Origin of the sequence: Streptomyces sp. NPDC090499 (genome assembly GCF_044769305.1) — a bacterium.
Taxonomy (GTDB): Bacteria; Actinomycetota; Actinomycetes; order Streptomycetales; family Streptomycetaceae; genus Streptomyces.
In genome coordinates, this window is sequence record NZ_JBIVXP010000032.1 from 43,334 (window position 1) to 60,613 (window position 17,280).

At 71.4% G+C, this 17,280-nt stretch carries 24 protein-coding genes; 16 read left to right on the top strand and 8 right to left on the bottom strand.

Features of this window, described 5'->3' with window-relative positions; genetic code table 11:
- Positions 1-18 precede the first annotated feature (18 nt).
- The 8 genes from ACIQVL_RS49515 to ACIQVL_RS49550 form a co-directional block, all read right to left on the bottom strand.
- Positions 19-432 carry a hypothetical protein gene (locus tag ACIQVL_RS49515; RefSeq protein WP_403479012.1) on the bottom strand — a complete coding sequence of 138 codons (414 nt, stop codon included), beginning with the start codon at positions 430-432 and terminating at the stop codon, positions 19-21.
- 10 nt (positions 433-442) lie between these two features.
- Positions 443-886: a hypothetical protein gene (locus tag ACIQVL_RS49520; RefSeq protein ID WP_403479013.1), complete on the bottom strand. Its 444-nt coding sequence runs from the start codon at positions 884-886 to the stop codon at positions 443-445.
- Positions 883-1,365 (bottom strand): hypothetical protein, encoded by a 483-nt coding sequence (locus ACIQVL_RS49525; protein ID WP_403479014.1) that lies wholly within the window; start codon positions 1,363-1,365, stop codon positions 883-885. Before ACIQVL_RS49525 ends, ACIQVL_RS49520 begins: the two co-directional genes overlap by 4 nt.
- 187 nt (positions 1,366-1,552) lie before the next feature.
- Positions 1,553-2,317: a hypothetical protein gene (locus ACIQVL_RS49530; RefSeq protein WP_403479015.1), complete on the bottom strand. Its 765-nt coding sequence runs from the start codon at positions 2,315-2,317 to the stop codon at positions 1,553-1,555.
- Positions 2,317-3,006 carry a hypothetical protein gene (locus ACIQVL_RS49535; RefSeq protein ID WP_403479016.1) on the bottom strand — a complete coding sequence of 230 codons (690 nt, stop codon included), beginning with the start codon at positions 3,004-3,006 and terminating at the stop codon, positions 2,317-2,319. Before ACIQVL_RS49535 ends, ACIQVL_RS49530 begins: the two co-directional genes overlap by 1 nt.
- A gap of 19 nt (positions 3,007-3,025) precedes the next feature.
- Positions 3,026-3,511 (bottom strand): type II toxin-antitoxin system RelE/ParE family toxin, encoded by a 486-nt coding sequence (locus ACIQVL_RS49540; protein WP_403479017.1) that lies wholly within the window; start codon positions 3,509-3,511, stop codon positions 3,026-3,028.
- A complete protein-coding gene (locus ACIQVL_RS49545) occupies positions 3,508-4,059 on the bottom strand; it encodes a DUF4913 domain-containing protein (protein ID WP_403479037.1) in 552 nt (183 codons plus the stop codon). The genes ACIQVL_RS49540 and ACIQVL_RS49545 overlap by 4 nt, the downstream gene beginning before the upstream one ends.
- A gap of 233 nt (positions 4,060-4,292) precedes the next feature.
- Positions 4,293-5,048, bottom strand: a complete 756-nt coding sequence (locus ACIQVL_RS49550) for a DNA-methyltransferase (RefSeq protein WP_403479018.1) — start codon at positions 5,046-5,048, stop codon at positions 4,293-4,295.
- 516 nt (positions 5,049-5,564) lie between these two features.
- Between ACIQVL_RS49550 and ACIQVL_RS49555 the strand changes: the two genes are divergently transcribed.
- From ACIQVL_RS49555 to ACIQVL_RS49630, 16 genes are all read left to right on the top strand, one after another.
- Complete coding sequence (locus tag ACIQVL_RS49555) at positions 5,565-6,698, top strand: C40 family peptidase (RefSeq protein ID WP_403479019.1); 1,134 nt, start codon at positions 5,565-5,567, stop codon at positions 6,696-6,698.
- A 68-nt stretch (positions 6,699-6,766) separates the two neighbouring features.
- Complete coding sequence (locus ACIQVL_RS49560) at positions 6,767-7,123, top strand: hypothetical protein (protein WP_403479020.1); 357 nt, start codon at positions 6,767-6,769, stop codon at positions 7,121-7,123.
- Between the two features lie 166 nt (positions 7,124-7,289).
- Entirely contained in the window at positions 7,290-7,604 is a 315-nt protein-coding gene (locus ACIQVL_RS49565) for a DUF6112 family protein (RefSeq protein WP_393846127.1), read from the top strand.
- Positions 7,604-8,302, top strand: a complete 699-nt coding sequence (locus ACIQVL_RS49570; protein WP_403479021.1) for a hypothetical protein — start codon at positions 7,604-7,606, stop codon at positions 8,300-8,302. Before ACIQVL_RS49565 ends, ACIQVL_RS49570 begins: the two co-directional genes overlap by 1 nt.
- Positions 8,303-8,337: 35 nt before the next feature.
- On the top strand, positions 8,338-9,708 hold the full coding sequence (locus ACIQVL_RS49575) for an ATP-binding protein (protein ID WP_403479022.1): 1,371 nt from the start codon (positions 8,338-8,340) through the stop codon (positions 9,706-9,708).
- A gap of 81 nt (positions 9,709-9,789) precedes the next feature.
- The gene (locus tag ACIQVL_RS49580; RefSeq protein WP_403479023.1) at positions 9,790-11,259 is read left to right on the top strand and encodes an SCO6880 family protein; all 1,470 of its coding nucleotides are present in this window, start codon (positions 9,790-9,792) and stop codon (positions 11,257-11,259) included.
- Between the two features lie 94 nt (positions 11,260-11,353).
- On the top strand, positions 11,354-11,818 hold the full coding sequence (locus ACIQVL_RS49585) for a DUF6238 family protein (protein ID WP_403479024.1): 465 nt from the start codon (positions 11,354-11,356) through the stop codon (positions 11,816-11,818).
- Positions 11,819-11,846: 28 nt separating this feature from the next.
- The gene (locus ACIQVL_RS49590; protein ID WP_403479025.1) at positions 11,847-13,379 is read left to right on the top strand and encodes a VirB4 family type IV secretion system protein; all 1,533 of its coding nucleotides are present in this window, start codon (positions 11,847-11,849) and stop codon (positions 13,377-13,379) included.
- A complete protein-coding gene (locus ACIQVL_RS49595; RefSeq protein ID WP_403479026.1) occupies positions 13,369-13,932 on the top strand; it encodes a hypothetical protein in 564 nt (187 codons plus the stop codon). Before ACIQVL_RS49590 ends, ACIQVL_RS49595 begins: the two co-directional genes overlap by 11 nt.
- Before the next feature lie 108 nt (positions 13,933-14,040).
- Complete coding sequence (locus tag ACIQVL_RS49600) at positions 14,041-14,211, top strand: hypothetical protein (protein ID WP_403479027.1); 171 nt, start codon at positions 14,041-14,043, stop codon at positions 14,209-14,211.
- A gap of 64 nt (positions 14,212-14,275) precedes the next feature.
- Positions 14,276-14,725, top strand: a complete 450-nt coding sequence (locus tag ACIQVL_RS49605; protein WP_403479028.1) for a hypothetical protein — start codon at positions 14,276-14,278, stop codon at positions 14,723-14,725.
- Positions 14,726-14,899: 174 nt separating this feature from the next.
- Complete coding sequence (locus tag ACIQVL_RS49610) at positions 14,900-15,616, top strand: hypothetical protein (protein WP_403479029.1); 717 nt, start codon at positions 14,900-14,902, stop codon at positions 15,614-15,616.
- Positions 15,613-16,212: a hypothetical protein gene (locus ACIQVL_RS49615; protein WP_403479030.1), complete on the top strand. Its 600-nt coding sequence runs from the start codon at positions 15,613-15,615 to the stop codon at positions 16,210-16,212. The genes ACIQVL_RS49610 and ACIQVL_RS49615 overlap by 4 nt, the downstream gene beginning before the upstream one ends.
- Positions 16,209-16,403: a hypothetical protein gene (locus ACIQVL_RS49620; protein WP_403479031.1), complete on the top strand. Its 195-nt coding sequence runs from the start codon at positions 16,209-16,211 to the stop codon at positions 16,401-16,403. The genes ACIQVL_RS49615 and ACIQVL_RS49620 overlap by 4 nt, the downstream gene beginning before the upstream one ends.
- Positions 16,403-16,945 (top strand): hypothetical protein, encoded by a 543-nt coding sequence (locus tag ACIQVL_RS49625; RefSeq protein ID WP_403479032.1) that lies wholly within the window; start codon positions 16,403-16,405, stop codon positions 16,943-16,945. The genes ACIQVL_RS49620 and ACIQVL_RS49625 overlap by 1 nt, the downstream gene beginning before the upstream one ends.
- Before the next feature lie 58 nt (positions 16,946-17,003).
- Positions 17,004-17,198 (top strand): hypothetical protein, encoded by a 195-nt coding sequence (locus ACIQVL_RS49630; RefSeq protein ID WP_403479033.1) that lies wholly within the window; start codon positions 17,004-17,006, stop codon positions 17,196-17,198.
- The last annotated feature ends 82 nt before the right edge of the window (positions 17,199-17,280 follow it).

Below are 17,280 nucleotides of genomic sequence, written 5' to 3' on the forward strand. Positions count from 1 at the left end.
AGGGGGATCGCCTGCAGGTCAGCGGCTGTGCACCGGGCTCGGCGCCGCAAGAGGCGGAGCCGGGGCAGGCGGTGAGGGAGCGAGCGGGACGGGCGTCGGGGCCGGGACGCGGGCCAGGCTCTGCAGGACAGCGGCGACGGAGGTGGCTTGGACGTCGCGGACGGCGACGGCTTCGGCAAGCCGACGGGTGCCGTCGAGGAGGTGGGATACCTCCTGCGGGCCGAACTGCCGCTCGCGATGGACGAGCCGGGCGAGGTGGCCGCGGTGGACATCGATGCTGCGCTCGGCGAGAGCGAGGTCGTCGTGCATGCCGAGCAGGGCGGAGAGCATGCCCGGCGGCTGATCCTGGGCGCGGGCTGCGAGGTCGGCGAGCGATGCGCCGTACAGGTCCTCGATCCGTCCGGCTATGTCGGTGGACGTGGGACGGGGCAATCGGGGGCCTTCACGGTCGGCGGGCCCTGGCCGCCCCGGCACGCTGGGGTGCCGGGGCGGCGGACCGGGGCAGGCTTGCGGTGGCCCTGAGCTGCGTGGTGCGGACGGGACGGGGCTGATGGGCGGGCGGAGGCATGGTGCGCAGCAGCTCGCCGAGGGCGGCCCGGTAGCTGTCGCGGGCGTCGAGCGCTGCCTCCAGCCACTGCGCGTCGAAGCGGAGCCGGTCCGCCGACAGCTCGCCCATGTCGCGGTCCGGGTCCATGTCCGCGTGCACGCGGTCGCGTACGCGGGCGACCTGCTCCTCCGTCAGCGCCAGGAAGGAGCGCAGCTCCAGGACGCGGGTGAGCGCGGGAGAAGTATCGCGGCCGACAGCCGCCTCATACAGCTCCGAGACCGGGGCCCCGAAGACCTCCTGCAGCTCGTCGTCCATGGTGCTGGCCCTGTCCCGGCTCAACGGGCGGGCCTTCCCGGCTGCCCCGCCGACATCGGCGCGGGTGTGCCCGCGGGTCGGTGGGGGGCGCTGGTTGGCACCGCCGACCCGGTTCGGGGGCGCAGGCGGGCGAGGCGTTCGGCGGCGAGGTCCTTCTTCCCCGGAGCGTCCGGGTCGAGGAGCCACCGCACGACCATGGCCCGGCCGTCGCGGGTGGTGACGGCCGCGTTCACGCGGTGGGCGAGGCCCATCGTCGGGCCGTCGACCTCACTGGACTGTGTCTCCAGCGCGGCAAGAAGGTCGTCCTCCGCGCGGTCGAGCACGGACTGGGCCTCGGCGAGGAGGCCATGCCACTTGACGACATCGGAGGCGGCAGGATTCGCGGCCGGCGCGGCGGCGACCGCGGCCTTCAACCGGCCAATGTCCATGCCGAAGCGCGCTTCGATCCGTTCGGTGAGTACGCCCAGGACATCCTTGACGTCATCGGATATGCCGTCGGACAAAGCGAGGACTCCTGATTCTGGGAATGGGGGTGGAGGACATGCGGAAGAAGCCTCCGAAGAGACATAGGGATTGCGTGATTGGTGCTGCGGGGAGGTTGTCCCGGCGGCTATAAGAGTCCGGAGAATCGCCGGTTTGGCTAACCGGCGATCGTCGGCTATGTTGCGTCGCCCGCGTCGGGCCGGGCACTCAGCGCGAACGGCCGGGCGGTCGCGGGGCGGGGGACCTCGCCACACCGGCCGGGCGGCTAGCGGCGGACGTCGGGCGGACCGGCGGGAGAGGACCGGCCTCGCCCATGAGGCGGTCCTCGCACCACTTCAGGGCCTGGCCGACCGTGTCGAAACCGCCCTCGCGCAGGGTGTGCGTCCACGTTTCGGTATCGACCTCTTCGACCACGACACGGAACGGCGACAGGGCACGCTCGTCCAGCGCTCGCAGAGCCACCACGACGACCATGTCGTCCAGGTCGTCCCTGGTGTAGGAGTAGCCCATGGCGTAGTGGTCGCCGTCGCCGACGAGGCGTCGCTCCAGTGCTCGCGTGGCCTCGTCCGCCGGCGGCGGTCCGCTCAACTCCGGGTCGAGGCCGATGGCATCGGGCGGGCAGCCCCGGTGGATGAGCCAGGACTGCGCCATCGCGGGCAGCGGCAGCGGCTTCTGCTCGAAGGCGAACGTCTTCTTCTCGTGGTCCCGTTGCAGATAGACGGCGAGCATCTGGGGCAGGCCCGGGTGTCCCCAGGTCACGGTGCGGTCGAACAGGACGTAGTAACTGTGCGGCCCGTCGTGGTGTTCGGCCATGGGGACGAGCATGTCCTCGTGGACGCCGACGTTGCGGTAGAAGTCGAGGTACTTCTCCTCGTCGGCGTCGAGGTCGTCCAGACCGAAGTCGACCTGGGGAATGGGCTTCCCGAACGGCGCCGTCTCGGCGTAATGCAACAAGGGCCTTTCGGAGAACATCAACGCCGCTGCGCCAGAGCCGACGGCGACGTGCCGGGTCGAGCCGGCACCTTCGGCGCCTGTGTCGTGGATGTCCGGCTGGCAGCGAACAGCGCGGCTCGTCCCGTGTCGGTGAGCGTGACCGGCTGGCCGGCGTGCACGGGGTGGCCCGTGTCCCGGACGACCAGACCGGTCTCCTCCAGCCGCAGCAGCTTGGCGTGCGGGATGCGGGTGCCGGAGGCTGCCGTGACGCTCATCCGGCCGGTGAGCAGGTGTTCGTAGAGCTTGGCTCCGCCGGCGATGGCGAGCAGCGCCGCCTGGTCGTCCGTCGAGAGCTGCTTCGCGTCGGGCGCTGCTGCGGCTTCGATGGGTTCCAGGGCGGCGAGCACCGCCCGGGCGGCGGCGTCCCGCGCGGCGGCGGCCTCTTCCAGTTGTTCCGCGGTGCGGTCGATGCGGGTGAACAGGGCGTCATCGACGTCGAACTCGCCGCTGGAGAGGCGGTTGAGGAGGCGCAGGTGGAAGGTGACGCCGGTCTGGGCCGTGGCCAACTCGCGGTGCCGGTCGACCAGATGGGCGTGGGGCTCGTCGAGGACGCCACGGTCGCGGAAGTCCCACAGCATGTCGATGTCGTGGCCGGTGACGGCTTCGATGTGGTGGTCGAGCGGGGAGATTGCTCGCCGGACTGCAGGCGGTGCGGGTTCAGGGGGCATAGGCGACGCTCCGTTGCGTTCAGCGGGTGGGATGGTGCGCGGGGTGGGGTGCGGGACGGGGCAGGCCCGGTGCCGCGATGGGCGGTGGGGCGGGCCGGGGCGCGGGAGTGCGGGTGGTCAGCTGCGGGGAGCGGGAGCGTGCCGCGTGGGTGCGGGCGCTCAGCGGCCGGCGGGTCATCCCCAGGCGGCGTCCGACCTCGTCGTAGACGTCGTTGCCCGCGCGGGGCCGGATCGCGACGACGTGGATCTCCTTGTGGAGGGGGGATCCCGCGGGCGCCGGGCGGACGGTGTAGACGACGCGCCAGTCCTTGCGCGAGTCCACGAACAGTTTCCTGAAGCCTTCCAGGTCACCGTCGAGACGCAGCCCGAAGCGCTGCGCGTTCACGACTTCCTGCAGGTAGGCGAGGGTGAGGTCGCGGATGTCGCCGGGTGCCTGGAGGAGATCGGTCAGCGCCCGGGGATCGAAGCTCAGTCCGAAGGCGGCCTGTCCCGCTCCCGCGGTCATGTCGCCGGCTCGTACGGCTCGGGCGTCCCGGTGGCCTCCTCAGCGGTGGCCCTCTCCGTACGCACGGACGGCTGCGGGCCGGGCAGGAGTCGGTGCGCGGGCCGGTCGGGTGAGGTCATGCAGGCCGACAGCGGACCGCCCGGCGCGCGGATCGCCGCGACGGCGTGGGTGAGGAAGTCCCGGTGCCACACGAACATGCCGGCCGGCCCGGCTTCGGGGTCCTTGTGCTGCTGGTAGGCGAGCCACAGGGCATGGAGCCAGGCCACGACGTCGTCGTGCTCCTGCCACTGCAGGCACCAGGGCGCCGCGGTGGTGACCTCCGCCCCGTAGACCGGGAGGAAGAAGTCGTCGACCCAGTCGGACAGGGCGTCGAGTTCGTCCTCGCGTTCCTCGCCGTCCAGTTCCAGGATCGGGCGGGGCTCCGGTGAAGCGGTGGCCGGCGGGCCGCCGAATCCCGGCATGCCGAACGCGGCAAACGGTGACCCGCTCGGTGACGAGTCGGACGCGAGATGGTCGAGTTGCTGGGCCTGTTGCGCCGACTGCTCCATGAGCCGCCGCACGCTCGCCTCGATCCCCTCCAGCTGCGGATCCGGAATACGAATCGGCTCCAACTCTCCACCACCGGCGGGTTCTACGGATTCGGGCATCGAGAAGTTCGGCCTCCTACAAGACGCGGAACGAGGGAAAAGCCGCGCCCGCACGCGGCGCCGCCAGCGAATTGCGCGGTGCGCCGGCAGGTACGCGTGGGGACGGGCCGTCTGGGCGGCGGGCAGGGGGCGGCTCAGGCGGTGAGAACCATGTCGTCCTGCGTGAGGGTTGAGCGGAGCGTCTCGGTGAGCCGCTCGGCCGCGATCGACGCGTAGTGCTCGGTCTTCTCCACGCCGATGAAGTCCCGGCCTTCCAGCAGGGCGGCCACGCCCGTGGAGCCTGAGCCGGCGCAGAAGTCGAGGACCGTTCCGCCCTCGGGGCTGATCTTGACCAGCTCGCGCATCACCTCGACCGGCTTCTGCGTGATGTGCCGGCGCTGCGCGCCCGAGGGCTGCGACGCCGAGTACATGCCGGGCAGATAGACCGGGTTGCGGGAGCCGTCGATCGGCCCCTTGCTGGCCCAGACGATGAACTCGCAGTTCTGGGTGAACCGGCCCTTCTGGGGCCTGGCCTGCGGCTTGTACCAGGCCAGCACCCCGCGCCACAGCCACCCGGCCGCCTGGATCGCATCCGTCGTAGTGGGCAGCTGGCGCCAGTCGGTGAACAGCAGCGCCGTCCCGCCGGTCTTGGTGAGACGGTGGGCTTCGGTCATGATCTGCGTCAGCCAGAACGCGTAGGACCTCTGGTCCATGTTCTCGCCGGTGAAGTCGGCGAGGTCGCTCTTGGAGTCGGCGGAGGTGTACTTCTGCTTCGCGGAGCGCGTGGTGCGCTCCTTCGCCGTCCGGCCCCCGGAGTTGTAGGGCGGGTCGGTGATGACGGAGTCGACGCAGCCGTCCGGGAGGCCGACGAGAACGCTCAGGGCATCGCCCTGGTGCAGGGAAAAAGGCAAAGAGGAGCCCCAATTTCGGGTACGGAATCGCAGAGGGAGCTACCCGTCTCGCACGGGTGTCCTCGCGGGCCGGAAGTGGGCGTGCAGAAGCCCAGGGCCACGGACCGAGGAGAGCGAGGGGGAGTCCAAAAACTGTAGAGGCGAATGTGCCGACGGCCAAGAAGTGCGTTCCTGAGGTGCCGGATTCCGGCACCTCACGCCGACTTTTTGGTCAACCGCCGATCCGCGCCTACTGTTTTTGAACCGCCCGGCGCACACCGCCGCTGGCTCACCCCCTGCCCCACCTCGCGGAGGTACCCCCTGCCCTGGCACACCTAGCTCACGGACCGGCCACGCGCAGCGAGCGGCAACTCACCGCGCACCGGCCCGCCGTCGATCGCCCACCCCGGCTGCCGCGCCCTTCCAAGACACCTCGCGGACGCGGTACGCCGGACACCGCAACCCCAAGGACACGTTCATGACGTCCCGCTACCCACCCATGCCCGAACCCGCTGACCGACGAGCGGCCCGCTCGGGTTGAAGGGGCTCGCCGCTGGCATCGGCGTCGTCTTCCTCTCCCCGATCCTTCTCGCCGGCACCGGCATGATGCTGGCCTCCGCCGCCGACGCCGTACAGCACAGCGGCTCCTTCAGCACCTGCCTGAGCGACATCGACACCGCCAAGGTCACGGAGCAGGTCGCCGAGATCCTCGACGGATCCTCCGGCAAAGACGTGCACATCGAGGGCCTGGACCTGCCCGCCGAGCAGATCCCCAACGCGGCGACGATCGTGGCCACCGGCCTCTCGCTCGACGTCCCCACGAAGGGGCAGATCATCGCGCTCGCCACGGCGATGCAGGAGAGCCGGCTGCGCAACCTCAACTACGGCGACCGCGACTCCCTCGGCCTCTTCCAGCAGCGCCCATCCCAGGGCTGGGGCACCGCCCAGCAGATCCGCGACCCTACCTACGCCAGCGAGCAGTTCTACAAGCACTTGCTCAAGGTGGACGGCTGGCAGCAGATGACTGTCGCCCAGGCCGCCCAAGCCGTGCAGCAGTCCGCACTGCCGGACGCGTACGCGCAGTGGGAAACCCTGGCCGCCGCGCTGCAGGCCGCTATCGCCAAGACCTTCCTCGGCGGCGGCAACGCCACCGACGGCAAGGATGCGGACCAAACCCAGCAAGCCGCGTCCGACACGAGCGGCTGCACTGCGAGCGAGGACGGTTCCGGGTTCGGCCGTATCCCCGAGGGAAGCGTCCCCACGGGCTACAAGATCCCCGCAGACACCGACCCCAAGGCGCGCAAGGCCATCATCTGGGCGATGCAGCAGCTCGGCACGCCCTACCAGTGGGGCGGATCCTGCACCGACGCGCACGGTCCCGACCCCATGGGCCGCTGCGACTGCTCCAGCCTGGTGCAACAGGCATACGCCCACGCCGGCATCACCCTCACCCGCACCACGTACACGCAGGTCAACGAGGGCAAGGCGGTCTCCCCCGCCCGCCTTGAGCCCGGTGACCTGATCTTCAGCCGCGGCACCGCCAGCCGGCCCGAGCACGTCGGCATGTACATGGGCGAGGGCCTCGTGATCGAGGCACCGCGCACCTCCAAACCGGTCCGGATCACTCCGATCAAGGACTGGACGATCCTCGCCGCCCGCCGCGTCCTGTGATCCCGGCCGGGCGAGACCGCCACGACACACCATCTCTGAGTGAGATTCCCCGACAGTACGGAGCATCCTTGATATCCCGCCACCGCGCTCTCGCAGCAGCCTCGCTGGGCCTGGCCGTCGCCGCCGGCGGCCTGGTCACCGCCACCACGGCACAGGCGTACGACACCGGCAAGACCACCATCAGCTGCAGCGCGGTCAAGATCCGCAAGGCCCCGTCGAAGACATCCACGGTCGTGGGCATCGGCTACCGACACGACAAGGTCCTCTACGACCAGTGGGCGTACAAGAAGGCCGAGAAGACCTGGTACACCCGCGGCACCGTCACCCGGAAGTCCGACGGCAAGAAGATCCGCGGCTACATGATCTACAACTGCGCGAACCCCTATCAGACCAACCCCGCGCCGGAGCCGTCGATCCCGAAGTAGAGCACCCCGGCCACCGCCCCGGAGCGTGACCACTGCCCTGCCGCCGGCAGGGCAGTCCCCGGCCCGGACGGCGCCCTAGTTCCCGCCCGAGGCAACCGCTTCACGCCTCCCCCGTCTCCCGTCGGCCCCGCCCGGCCTTCGTACGCAAGGAGTCCCTGCCACGCCCATGTCCGTCCCTCTCGCAGACCGCGTCATCCAGCTCGCCTACGACCCAGGCATCACGCCCTCGGGCGGCGGTCTCCCCGGCCTCTCCGTGCTGAAGAACGTGGTCAACTCCATCAACCTGTTCGCGATCGTCGCCGTGGTCGGCGCCCTCGCGGTCTCCCTCGGTGTGTGGGCCTGGGGACACCACACCGGTGGTCACCAGGCCGAGGCCAACGGCAAGAAGGGCGCGGTCGTGGCCGCCGGCGCCGCCCTCGGTCTGGGTGCCGCGAACGGGATCATCGCCTTCTTCTCCGGACTGGGGTCGCAGGTCCACTGATGCGAAACCCGCTCCCCTCCCTTTCGCTGTCCACGTACGGCGCGAGCTGGTCGGTCAACCGGCGCATCGCGATCGTCACCTGCACCGTCGCCGTCCTGCTCGCCCTCGCGGGGGTCGTCGCCGTGGTGACCGGCAGCGGGAACGGCCGCCAAGCTGCGGACACCGCCGCACCGGCCACGTCCGGCAGCAGTCCGTCCCCCGCCGCCGAGGCCGTCCCGACGCCGTCGTCCGGGTCCGGGTCGGTGCCCAAGCCCCCGCAGATCGCCGATCCGGTCGCCTACGCCAAGGCGGCAGCGCAGATGCTGTGGTCCTACGACACCCGCGCAACAAGCCGCGACCAGCAACTCGCCGGCATGCGCGCCTGGATGACCACGGAGACCAAGTACGCCGACTGGGCCTCCGTTGCCGGCCAGGTTCCCGATCCGGTGCTGTGGTCGCGGATGGCGGACCAGGACCAGCACGCCACCGCCCACGTCACCGAGGGGCACTACCCCTCCGCGTTCAAGCAGGCGCTGGCGGACGATCCGTCCGCGATCACCGAGGCGTACATCTACGTCGTCACCGTCAACGGCACACAGCAGATCGCCTGGAAGAAGGGCGGCAGCGGGGCCGAGGAACGGGCCGTGACCCTCGCCGTCCAATGCCGCCCGGACCACGACTGCACCCTGGCCGCCCTCGCACCGAGCGTCACCCAGTGACCCGCGTCCGAGAACGAAAGGAGGGGTGACTCCCCGTGGGTTTCTGTGACTTCCCCCTGGCCGACAAGCTGTGCGACGTCGGTGACGCGGTGGATTTCGCCTCGGATCCCGGCAAGGCCATCGGTGACTGGATGGCGAAGTCCGCCGGCGAACTGGCCGCCGCCGCAGCCGATCTGGCAGCCGAAGCGGTCGACACCACCACGAAGGTGGACCTCAACGCGACGTGGTTCGTCGACAACTACGAGACGCTGCTGCCGCTGGGCCTGGTCCTGCTGGTCGCGACCTTCTGCGCACAGCTCGTGCGGGCCGCTGTCCGACGTGACGGACAAGCCCTCACCCAGGCGTTCACCGGCACCGCGTCCGGGGTCCTGTTCGCCTTCTGCGCCATCTCCTTGACCACGGTGGCCGTCGAAGTCGTCGACGCCGTCAGCGACGGCCTGTTCAAGACCGCGCACCTGGACATCGAGTCGGCCGTGCGCCGCATCGTGGAGGTCAACCAGATCGGATCGCTGGCCAGCCTGGGCTGGCTCGTCCCGGTCGTCGCCGGGCTCGGCGCCGCCATCGGCGCCATCCTCTACTGGTGCGTGATGATGGTCCGCAAGGTCGGCATCCTCGTCATGGTCACCCTCGCCGTGTTCGCGTCCGCCGGCGGCGGCTGGGAAGTCGCCCGGCGCTGGCGCAAGGGCTGGATCGAAGCCACCGCCACCCTGGTCGTCTCCAAGCTCCTGATGACCGTGATCTTCGTGCTCGGCATCGCCGCCATGGGCAAGACCGAGGCCCAGGACGGCATCGCCGCCCTCGCCGACGTCATGTCCGGCATCGTGATCATGGTCCTGGTGCTGCTGTGCCCGTACGCGGTCTTCAAGTTCGTGCACTGGGCGGCCGACGGCACCGACGGCGAGTCCATCCACCGTGCCGGCGGTGCCGGAGCCCAGATCGCCAGGGTGCACGCGGAGAAGGCGGCCCGCAAGGCCGCCGCGGCAGCGACCGCCGGGACCGGTGGCGCTGCCGCCGGCGCGGGTGCCGCACCGCAGGGCCCAGACGCCGGCGGCGGATTCCCCAGCGACATCGCCGCCAACCCGACCGGCGGCGACGAAGGCAAGGAGGGATCGCAGAGCGGCGGAACGGGCGTCTCGGCTGGCGGCGACGCGGTCAAGTCCGGCCTGGGCAAGGCCGTCCAGCCCGCGCCGGCCAGCATGTCCGACGCCACCAGCGGCCAGGTGGGAGGCAGCCCGGGACCCGGTGGATTCGCCACGAGTGCCGCGTCCGGGCCGAGCGGCGGATGGCAGTCAACTCCGCCGACCACGACCCCACCGCCGCAGAGCGCACCGCCGTCCTCCGGTACGCAGAGCGCCTCGTCGACCGGGGCGAGCGGCCCCTCGCTGCCGCCTCCGACCGTCCTCTGATTCCCTGACCGACTCCCGGGGGCGGGGTGCGCAGGCTCGCTCCCGCCCCCGGGTTCCACCCGCGCCTCCAGGACCGCCCCTTTGACTGATCTCCCCGCTCCGGTCACGGTGAAGTTCCCGCACCGGTCCCGCCGCGGCATCCTCCTCGGCCTCTCCTGGCCCCAACTCGCCCTCGTTTCCTGCACGCTGGCACTGCTGCTGATGACGGTGATCTCCACCGGACTGCTCGGCGCCGTCGCCCTGACCCCTGTGTGGGCCACGGCCGGTGCGCTCGTCGCGATCCGCCGGCACGGCCGTTCACTGATCGACTGGACGCCGATCGTCACCCGGTACACGCACCGCCGCCGCACCGGCCAGACCCTCTGGCTCGCCCGGCCCGTCACCCGGCCCCGCCACGACGGCGTCCTCCACCTCCCCGGTACCGCCGCCTCCTTGAAGGTGGTCACCCCCGGCGATTCCGCCAACGGCGCCGCGGCCGTTCACGACCCGCACCGGCAGACGCTGACCGCCGTCGCCCGCGTCACCAGCCGTGCCTTCGCGCTCCTCGACCCCGCCACCCAGAACCACAACGTCACGGCCTGGGGGCGCGCGCTCGCCGGGATCGCCCGCACCGGGCACATCGCCACCGTGCAGGTGCTGGAGCGCACCGTTCCCGACAGCGGCGACACCCTCACCCGGCACTGGACACAGAACGGGCAGCCGCATACCCTGGTGGCGGGACAGATCTACTCCGAACTGGTCGCCTCGGCCGGACCGGCCGCCGCTCCGCACGAGACCTACCTCGCCATCTCCCTCGACCTCAAGGCCGCCCGGCGCCTGATCAGTCAGGCCGGGGGCGGGCTTCCGGGGGCGTTCACTGTCCTGGAGCAGACCACCGCTTCCATCGCCCAGGCCGCCCGCACCGCCGGGCTCCAGGTCACCGGGTGGCTGAGCGCGCGGGAGATCGCCGCCGTCATCCGTACCGCCTACGACCCGAAGGCGCTCGCCGCGCTCCAGCAGTGGTCCGAGACCGGCCGCGCCGAGGCCGACCCCGCCGCTGCCGGGCCTGTCGTCCAGTTCGAGGAGTACGACCGACTCGCCACCGACAGCGCACGGCACGCCACCTACTGGGTGGAGAACTGGCCGCGCACCGAGATGGGGGCCGGGTTCCTGCACGGGATCATGTTCACGGCCGGCGTGCGCCGCAGCCTCTCCCTCATCTACGTGCCGCAGGGCCTCGAATCCGCGTTGCGGGACGTCCAGCGCAAGAAGGCGGCGATCATCGCCGATGCCAACGAGCGGGCCCGCCGGGGGCAGGTCGACAGCGAGGAAGACTCCGTCGAGTACGCCGATGTCAAAACCCGCGAACGCCAGCTCATCGCCGGGCACGCGGACGTGGCGCTGACCGGCCTGGTCACCGTGACCGCCGAGACCGACGCCCTCCTGGACGCCGCCTGCGCACAGATCGAGACCCACGCCGTCACCTCCGGCGTCGACTTGCGTCGCCTCAACTACCAGCAGCCGGACGCTTTCGCGCTCGCCGCGCTCCCGCTGGCCCGCACCGCCCTGTGAGCCAGGGCCGTCCCCGGCCTCCGGCCCCTTGACTCATCCAGGACCGGACCGCCCATCGCCACCCCCTGCCTCCCGGCAGGAAGGATCACCGCTCTTGCCCCCTCGCACACCCCCGCCCGACGCGCACCCCTACCTCCGCGCCGCGAGCGCCGGAATCCGCCACCACACCCGGTCCCTTGCCTCGCCGGACGCGGCCCCGCCCCAGCGAGCGGACCGTCTGCACCTGGACGTGCTCCACGCCCACCTCACCGCCCTGCTCCACCTCCTGGACCACCTCGCCGAAAACACCCGGCCGCCGTACCCCACCGCCGGCCGTCACCTGGCCACCGCGCACACCCGCCTCTGGCAGGCCACCAGCGAGGTCCACTCCGCCTTCCACCTGCTGCCCGCCGACACCGCAGCGGAAGAGGCCGAGGCCAGCGCGTGCCGTCCAGAACGGCTGCCCGAGGGCCCGCCCGAGCTGACGATCTGCCAGCGCCACCTCGCCGCCGGGCACGTCCTGCGCCGCAAGACCACCCCCACCGACCTCCGCCCGCACACCACGGCCTGCGCGCGATGAGCACCACCCGCCGAATCGAGGGCCCCCGTTGAGCCACCGGCCCGCCCGCCGCGCCTCCGCCACTGCCTTGTTCACCCCGCACGGCGCCGACCGCGCCAGCCGCAAGGCCGCCCGTCGCCAGGTTGCCGAGGCCACCGCCAAGGCCCGCGCCGAAGCCAGCGCCCACCAGGACGAGGGAATGGTCGCCCAGCACCGGATGCCCGCCCCGATCCACCCGCCGAACGGACGCCCCGGGCCCGCTTCCGCTCGCGGGAACCGGCTGAGACTCCCCGCCCACCGCATGACCACCGCGATCGCGGCCGGCGCCTATCCCTTCCTCGCCGAAGGCGGACTCGGCGCCGAGGGCATCTACATCGGCCGCGACATCCACGCCGAAGCGTCGTTCGTCTTCGACCCATTCGCTCTGTACGGCAAGGTCGAGGGGTTCACCAACCCCAACCTGCTGCTCGCCGGGGTCATCGGGCAGGGCAAGAGCGCCCTGGCCAAGTCCTTCGCGCTGCGCTCGGTGGCCTTCGGGTACCGCGTCTACGTGCCGTGCGACCCGAAGGGCGAGTGGACGCCGGTCGCACAGGCCCTCGGCGGCCGGTCCGTCGCCCTCGGTCCCGGACTGCCCGGCAGACTGAACCCCCTGGACGCTGCGCCCCGCCCGGAGAGCGTGCCGGAGGCGGACTGGGGCGGCGAGATCCGCAAACGACGCCTGCTCCTGCTCGGCTCCCTGGCCCGCACCGTCCTGGGACGGGACCTGATGCCCATGGAGCACACCGCCCTGGACGTCGCCCTCGACGCCGTCGTCACCCACGCCGAGGCCACCAGCCGCACCCCGCTCCTGGGCGACGTCGCCGCCGCCCTCAACAACCCTCTGGCGCTCGACGAGGCCGCCGGAATGATGTCGGGCCAACTCGGCGATGCCGCCCGCGACCTGGCCCACGCCATGCGGCGCCTGGTCCACGGCGACCTGGCCGGCATGTTCGACGCCCCCTCCACCGTGGCCTTCGACCCGACCGCGCCGATGCTCACCATCGACCTGTCCAGGCTCGGCGGGTCCGGGGACGACACCGCCCTCGTCCTGGCTATGACCTGCGCGAGCGCCTGGATGGAGTCCGCCCTCTCCGATCCGAACGGTGGCCGGCGCTGGATCGTGTACGACGAGGCATGGCGGCTGATGCGGCACGTCGGACTGCTCCAGCGCATGCAGGCCCAGTGGAAACTCTCCCGCGGCCTCGGCATCGCCAACCTCATGGTCATCCACCGGCTGTCCGACCTGCTCACCGCCGGCGACGCCGGATCACAGGGCCGCGCACTGGCCGAGGGACTCCTCGCCGACTGCTCCACCCGCATCATCTACCGCCAGGAGACCGACCAACTCCACGCCTCGGCCTCCCTGCTCGGCCTGACCTCCGTCGAGATGGACGCCATCGCCCACCTCAACCGAGGGCGCGGCCTGTGGAAAGTCGCCGGACGATCTTTCATCGTGCAGCACCTCCTGCACAACCACGAGCTGGCGCTCTTCGACACCGACACTCGAATGAGTATAAAGGCTGCAAAAGCTCATGAAACCTGATATCCAGCGTGAATTGATCCCGCGCGCCACCACCCTCCACCTCATCGACGCGCTCAACGCCGTCAGGGGCAAACTCTCCGGCGCGTTCGAGCAGTGGGAGTTGCTGGACGACACCGGTCATGTCCTGGCCTCGCCGTCCTTCACCGCGCTGCTCCGGCACGTCACCGACGCGCAGGCTCTCGCCCGTGATGTCGTCCAGCTGACCGCCGACTTCGCCCGGACCACCTCCAGCCAGAACCGTGCTGGCAGCGCCGTCCTCGCCCATCTGGCGTCCGCGGTCACCCTGTCGAGCCAGGCCGTACCGCACTTCGCCGAGACCGCGCAGACCGCGCTCTCACTGCCCCGGTCGCACAGCGAGAACGACAGATACTTCCGGGACAACCGCATGGTCATCGAACACGCGACGGCGCGTTCCTGTCTGCGGCGCGCGTCGGAGTCAGTCGGTGACGCAGTCCAGGAACTCACCGACCACCTCGACTTCCACCGCTTCTTCCTCACGCCCTCCCCCCGCCAGAGCCCGGTGCCGCCCAAACCGGGCGGTCGCCACCGCTGACCCGGGCCGACCCCCGCCCCTTCAAGGAGTCCTCTGAACCGCCCCGCCCACTTCAGCGACGCCGACTGGGCCAACTACCAGCACTGCCAGGCCGAGCACGACGACCTCATGGCACAGATCGCCGAGCGCGAAGCTCAGATGGAGCACGGCCTGATCGCCGTCTGCGACGAGTACGAACTCGATTTCAGTCCGGTGCCGAAGCCGCAAGCCGTCCCCGCTCGCCGGATACCTCCGTCCCACCGCCCGACGGCCTCCCGCAGGCGGAACCGTGGCCGCTGACCAGCAGAGCACTCCAGACGCCCGCCGCGCGGCTCCGCTCGCGCCGCTTCCCGACCATCGCAACGTGGACACCCCGTGGTGGCAGGAGTTGTGGCGCCGCCACGCGCACATCACCACGCCGCTGCGAGAGCGCGGGCTGGAGTGCGACATCGAGTTCGGCCTCAGCGCCTACATCGTGCGCGTGGCCCTCCCCGACGGCAGCTACCTGATCATCAGCCCGCCGCAGGAGCCGCCCTCCGAGCGCCCGCCCGGCGACCCCGAGGGCTGGATCGTGACCCGCGAGCACCCTGACGACCAGAGCCTCTTCGAGGTCCTCTACGACTCGGCCCCCTCCGACGACCCCGGTGCCTCGCAGCGGCCCGAGGCCCGCCACGGCGGTAGCACCCAGCCTCTAGTGGCGGCTATCGACCACCGCCTCGGCCGGCTCGGGCTGCTGCCCCACCCCGTCTCGTCCAGCCACCTCCCCGTACCGGTCACGCCTCGCACCCGGCCGGGCCGCCCGAAGAGCCGGTGACCCGAACCCGGACACGTCCGCAGAGCACCATCCCTCCCCCTCCTTCTCGCCCACGGGTTTCCACAGCCCGGCGGACCCGCGCTCCGTCCGTCCGGGAGGTGGGCGGTGCTGTATCTCGGCACTCCCTCGGGGCCTGACATCCGGGCTGCGATGAGCGCCGGGCGCATCGGCTGTATGACCACGCCCGCGCAAGGCAGCCGCATCCCCGAGGGCACCCTGTACGCGTGTGACAACTCGAAGTTCGGCAGCGACGGCAAAGGCCGCTACTGGCCGGGCACCGAGGCATGGTTCGCATGGCTGAGCCGCACCGTCGACCGGTACGGGCCTGACCGGTGTCTGTGGGCGCTCGCCCCGGATGAGCCGTTCGACGCAGCCGGCACCCTGATCGAGTCCCTGCCCTGGCTGGCCCGCATCCGCGAACTGGGCGTTCCCGCCGCCTACGCGGCACAGGACGGATGCGATGCGCCCGGTCTGCTGCCGTGGGATGCCTTCGACGTCCTCTTCCTGGCCGGATCGACCGAGTGGAAACTCGGCCCGGTCGCCGAGCGGTTGGCACGGGAGGCGAAGGGACTCGGCAAGAACGTGCACATGGGCCGCGTCAACTCCCGGATCCGACTCGGGATCGCCGAGTGGTTCGGCTGCGACACCGCCGACGGAACCTACCTCGCCTACGGGCCCGACAAGAACCTGCCCAAGCTCCTGAGCTGGCTCCGCGACCTCGGCGACCGCCCCTCCCTCCTCGGCGGTATCCCCGAAACCCCACCGCGGGACAGAACGCCGGGCCCCTCATCGCCACGGACCGCACACGGAGCTCCCCAGCCGGTGAGCGGCGCCGTGAAAGCACTCGCGCCTCCCTCCCGGGCCTCGCCCCGTAGGCACCACCGCTCGTGACGACAGCCCCGCCCGAAACGACGACCACAACGCCCCCTTTCGATTCTCCGGAGTTACTCCTGCAGCACCCCGATTTCGAGCTGTACGACAACGTCGGTCGCACCGCGGAGCAGATCCGCGCCCACCAGACCGGCTCGGCCACCGCAGACGACCTGCACCGATGGGCCAAGCGCGACGCAGAAGACTTCCGCGCCCGGCATGCGCTGACAGCCGCGCCGCTCCCCGTCCCGGACCTGAGCCCGTACCGGCAGGCACTGGACGCCGCCGACACGCCGGCCGAGTTCAGCACCGTCCTCAACGCGCTGCTGGACACGGTCGAGCCGTTCCTCGCCGAGGTCATCGACCACCTGGCCCTGGCCGCCCGCTGGAAGAACCAGAACCGCGGCGCGGAGACCGGGTCGCCGCCGAAGCTGCTGCGCGACGCAGCCAGCCGTATTTCGTCCGCGCTCGCGATGGCAGCCGAAGCCGACCTGAAGATCCTCCGGGCGCACTACGACCCGCCACCGGATTCCGCCCCGCTCACGCAACGCGCCCGCACCGTTCGCGGAACGCTGCCGCCCCCGCCCCCGGCTCCGCCGGGCGGCCCCAGCCGATGACCTTCGCAAAGCCCGTGCCGCCGAACCGCACGACCTTGCTGGCCGAGGCCGCCGTCCGGCAGCTGACCGCTCAGGGCATCGGCGTCACCTTCCGCCACGCCACCCCCACCACCCGGCGCCCGGCATGCCGCGCCCCCGCGCCGGCCCCCGGCTCCGGGCACACCCTCAGCGGCTCGGCGGTAGCCCTCTGATGCCTGCTGAAGCCGTCAGCGACCTCGACGAGCGGATGCTGCTGCACGACGTGGCCGACCGGCTCAACTCCATCGCCGACCAGCTCCCGCTGCCCGACCAGATCCGCGCGGACCCGGTGCTCAGTGACCTCCTGGACGACGAAGTCCGCCACCTGGCCCGTCTGCTGGGCTACCTGGCCGGCCAGCACGCAGTGCGCCACCGGGCTGCCGACCGCTACCCCTCCCAGGTCACGGCCGCCCAGCGCCGCCTCGCCGGCGGACTCGCCCGCGCGGCCGAGCCTGCCGGTGCCGCGCTCGCCTCGCTCGGTGCCGCCATCCACGTGCTCGGCACTCTCGCCGACCTCAGCCACCAAGCGCCGAGCCCCGGCCGGGCCCGCGCGATGACCACCGGCCACCGGCATCTCGCCAACCGCATCGCACAGACCCGAACGCATCTCGCCGACGCCGCGAAGCACCTGCGGACCGCCGCCGACACCCGGCCCCCACCCCCTGCCGCGCCACCCGCGCCTGCGGCATCCGCGGCCCCCACCCGAACCCACTGACCGTACGCACCCGGAGCACCACATCCCCCAGCACACCCTCGCCCGCCGCACCACGGCCGTGCTCGCCGCCACCATCACGGCCGCTCTCACCGCCACCGCCTGCACCACCAGCAACAACGCCAGCACCACGGTCAAGACCGCCCCCAGCGCTTCGCCCTCCCCGACTGCCCTGCCGGCTTTGACGAAGAAGGAGGCCCTGGCCCAGGTCGACTTTACCGACTCTCTGCGTGTGCGGATCGGCTCTGACGCGTAAATAGGTGCAGGTCAGGGCGATCGTGGGCAGGGCTGGGTGCCGGGTGGCTGTGGGCCGCCGGGCGTCTGGTCTTCTGGTCTTC

Coding starts and splice junctions, on each gene's coding strand:
- ACIQVL_RS49530 (WP_403479015.1), bottom strand. CDS start 2,317: ATGTTCTCCGAAAGGCCCTTGTTGCATTACGCCGAGACGGCGCCGTTC.
- ACIQVL_RS49535 (WP_403479016.1), bottom strand. CDS start 3,006: ATGCCCCCTGAACCCGCACCGCCTGCAGTCCGGCGAGCAATCTCCCCG.
- ACIQVL_RS49540 (WP_403479017.1), bottom strand. CDS start 3,511: ATGACCGCGGGAGCGGGACAGGCCGCCTTCGGACTGAGCTTCGATCCC.
- ACIQVL_RS49545 (WP_403479037.1), bottom strand. CDS start 4,059: ATGGAGCAGTCGGCGCAACAGGCCCAGCAACTCGACCATCTCGCGTCC.
- ACIQVL_RS49565 (WP_393846127.1), top strand. CDS start 7,290: ATGTCCGTCCCTCTCGCAGACCGCGTCATCCAGCTCGCCTACGACCCA.
- ACIQVL_RS49570 (WP_403479021.1), top strand. CDS start 7,604: ATGCGAAACCCGCTCCCCTCCCTTTCGCTGTCCACGTACGGCGCGAGC.
- ACIQVL_RS49595 (WP_403479026.1), top strand. CDS start 13,369: ATGAAACCTGATATCCAGCGTGAATTGATCCCGCGCGCCACCACCCTC.
- ACIQVL_RS49600 (WP_403479027.1), top strand. CDS start 14,041: ATGGCACAGATCGCCGAGCGCGAAGCTCAGATGGAGCACGGCCTGATC.
- ACIQVL_RS49610 (WP_403479029.1), top strand. CDS start 14,900: ATGACCACGCCCGCGCAAGGCAGCCGCATCCCCGAGGGCACCCTGTAC.
- ACIQVL_RS49620 (WP_403479031.1), top strand. CDS start 16,209: ATGACCTTCGCAAAGCCCGTGCCGCCGAACCGCACGACCTTGCTGGCC.
- ACIQVL_RS49625 (WP_403479032.1), top strand. CDS start 16,403: ATGCCTGCTGAAGCCGTCAGCGACCTCGACGAGCGGATGCTGCTGCAC.